Source organism: Vibrio sp. 10N.286.51.B11 (assembly GCF_041469245.1).
In the GTDB taxonomy this organism is placed as follows: Bacteria; Pseudomonadota; Gammaproteobacteria; order Enterobacterales; family Vibrionaceae; genus Vibrio; species Vibrio crassostreae_C.
In genome coordinates this window covers 1-3,042 of the sequence record NZ_JBFRKI010000048.1, presented here as the reverse complement: position 1 = coordinate 3,042, position 3,042 = coordinate 1, and the positions used below count along the sequence as shown (strand labels likewise).

Below are 3,042 nucleotides of genomic sequence, written 5' to 3'. Positions count from 1 at the left end.
CTGGGTTGTCGTTGTCTTGATGAAGGTCATAGTTGATGCAACCTTCTTCAGCACGAGTTATCTCGATAAGTTTTAGTAGCTCAGCTTTCACAAGTTCAATTTTGTCGTCATTGGCTTTGATGTTTGCAACAATCGTTAATGTAGTCATAGGAGTTTCCTTCGTTCTGAGTTAGTGCCGTGCTTAGCGCACTGCGTTGTTGGTATGGAGGTATAATAGTGCGAACATTGCCAATGAAAAACAGCCCATCATTTGAATAATTACCAATTAAAATTTGATAATAATCTTTTAATATTTCATGTGGTGCGATATAAAGGGATAGTCATTTTCAGATTTTGTTAACACACTGATTAAAAGGTAACGGTTATGCTCTTAGAGGATTTTCAGGTCATTTTAAAAGTCGCAGAGTTTCGCAGCATCACTGCTGCTGCGACAAATCTGGATATGCGCACGGCAACGGCAAGTGCGGCGGTGAAACGTGTTGAGGCATCATTAGGGGCTGAATTATTTGTACGAACGACTCGTCATTTACGCTTATCTTCTGCCGGCGAGCGTTATTTGCCTCAGTGTGAAGAGGCGTTGCAGATGCTTGAAAAAGCCAAAATGAACATGCGTGAAGAGCTAGGGATTATTGATGGAGAGATCCGCATCGCCCTTTCGTCTGATTTGGGCCGAAATGTGGTCACACCTTGGCTTGATGAATTTTTGTTGGACTACCCAGACGTTTCACTTCGCTCCAGTATCAGTGACAGCAACATCGATTTTTATCGAGATTCTGTTGATATGGCGCTGCGCTATGGCTCACCAACCGATGCGAGTATGTACGGTTTTAAAATTTGTGATGTGCCAAGGCTGTTGTGCGCCAGCCCGGAGTATTTAGCAAAATACGGTACTCCATCCGAGCCAGATGATCTGCTTGAACATAATGCCCTGTTTTACCAGTTACATGATATTTTGCAAAATGAGTGGTTGTTTAATGATGGAAAAGAGGACATTAAGGTAAAACTGAAAGGTAACAGAGCATCTAATGATGGCGATCTTGTTCGGCGCTGGTGTGTGGCGGGGAAAGGGGTAGCAATCAAGTCTTGCCTCGATATGGCCGATGACTTGCTAACAGGGAAAGTGGTCAATGTAATGGCAGACTATAAACCGACTTCCACTGAGCTTTGGTTAATATGCCCAAGCCGACAATCTATTACCCCAACCGTCCGCCTAATAAGGGATATGCTTAGAGAAAAGACCGAACAGATTCTAATCCAAATGAAGGACAAAGGGATTCTATTGGGTTAACTGTTGAGGTTGTGAGGGCGTGGAAATTGCCAGCCCTCAGTAAAGCGGTGATGGTCTTAACTACTGATGGTTGTCCAACCACTCACGAGTCACATCATCAACCGCTAATCCCGCACGGCAAACCTTGTAATCCAATTCTGCGATGATTTCATTTGAAAAGCGCAATTGATCTAGCTGTGCCAACTGTGCTGGGGTAAATACGATTGATCTTTCTTGTCGAAGTAATAATATGGCGCGATCAACGCTACCCAATAATCCTTTGGGCTCTTTTAATTCACGGATAGTAAATAGGTGGTGCAAGAACTGTGGTTTCCACAATGGCACAATAACCCACTCATTATTTTCAACCGCACGTTCGTAGGCACCAAAGCAATCCTCTTCTGAACCAGAGTGAAAATGATAACCCACATCGCTTAATCCATATTGGTCCATCATTTCAATAGAGAATCGGGTAATGCCAGCACCTGGGTTAATACCTTGAATGTGTTTGTTGGTGCGCTTAACGACTTCTGGTTTTAATAGGTCACTGATTTGTGAAACAACCTCCTCAGGTACATAATCGGGCACCCCCCATAGAGCGTACGGTTTATAGTGCAAACCTAACTCTAACAAAGGCTCTACCGTTTCAACATCGGATTTATAGATACCGTGGCTTGAAGGTAACCAGGCAGAAGAGAGCATGTCGATACGGCCCACTTTTAGATTTTGGAAATTTTCTTGATGTGGTGCGTAGACACGTTCCACCTGAAAACCCATATCAGTTAAGACATGGCTAACTATGGATGCAGTAACGCGATGAAAAGATAAATCGGTAACCCCGAGATTGATAATGTTAGACATAACGTGTCCTTATGATAAAAGAAAAAGAGGTTTTAAAATCGCATTTAAAGTGCCGTGAGGCCGGAATAGAGCATCTTGGTTCCCGTAAGAAACAGAACGCTATAACTTATCTTGTAAATCAACTCTTGAGAGATGATATTCACCATCCACACACCGGCTCTAACCCCTAAAAACGCAATCGGCACCAAAACTAACGAGGTCATCAAGTTTTGCATATCGAGCAGCCCCATATAGCTGTATGGGATCAACTTAATAAAGTTAAGCACCGTGAAAAATACTACGCTGGTGCCGATTAATTGTTCTTTCGGCAGATTTTTTGGCAGTAGATGCATGCTTGCAGGCGGACCACCGGCATGGGCAATTGTACTGGAAAACCCAGACAACATACTTAAGGCATAGCCCTTTATCGGGTGGCTAAATTGAACCTGCTTTAGCAGAAACTTTTGTGTTAAAAAGACCAAAGCCAGCCCCCCAATGATAAGTTCAACGACAGATGTTGACAGACTACCCATAAAATAAGCTGCACTCATCACCCCCATAATAGCGAAGGGCATCATACTTTTTAGCTCGACGTAATTGCAGTTCTTGTGGTGGTAAAACAGCGCCATTAAATCCATACCACACAATAATGGTAATAAAATCGCAGCGGCTTGAACTGGCGATACGCTCATCGCCATCAAAGGTACCGATAGCATCCCCAAAATACCGCCGACCCCTCCCTTGCCCATGCCATAGAAAAAAACGGCAGGCATCGCTGCAACATAAAACCAAAGGTCTGTGATCATGATATGTAAACCAAGAAAATACGTAGATGAAAACAAGTGTATTTGAGCAAAAAGCTTTTAAAGCCATTCACTCAAATAAGGGGGAATACAAAGTTGGCTTAAGCGATTTGGGTCATTTCGTTGACAGTG

At 43.2% G+C, this 3,042-nt stretch carries 4 protein-coding genes; 1 reads left to right on the top strand and 3 read right to left on the bottom strand.

Features of this window, described 5'->3' with window-relative positions; genetic code table 11:
• Positions 1-148 (bottom strand): putative quinol monooxygenase (locus AB4154_RS21205; RefSeq protein WP_372124048.1); only part of this gene is annotated, 148 nt, incomplete at its 3' end.
• Between the two features lie 216 nt (positions 149-364).
• Here AB4154_RS21205 and AB4154_RS21200 point away from each other — a divergent pair.
• Complete coding sequence (locus tag AB4154_RS21200; RefSeq protein WP_102490406.1) at positions 365-1,288, top strand: LysR family transcriptional regulator; 924 nt, start codon at positions 365-367, stop codon at positions 1,286-1,288.
• Between the two features lie 60 nt (positions 1,289-1,348).
• Here AB4154_RS21200 and AB4154_RS21195 read toward each other — a convergent pair whose 3' ends face one another.
• On the bottom strand, positions 1,349-2,128 hold the full coding sequence (locus AB4154_RS21195) for a glycine betaine ABC transporter substrate-binding protein (RefSeq protein WP_102367602.1): 780 nt from the start codon (positions 2,126-2,128) through the stop codon (positions 1,349-1,351).
• Positions 2,129-2,172: 44 nt separating this feature from the next.
• Positions 2,173-2,913 (bottom strand): sulfite exporter TauE/SafE family protein, encoded by a 741-nt coding sequence (locus AB4154_RS21190; protein WP_372124046.1) that lies wholly within the window; start codon positions 2,911-2,913, stop codon positions 2,173-2,175.
• Positions 2,914-3,042 lie beyond the last annotated feature (129 nt).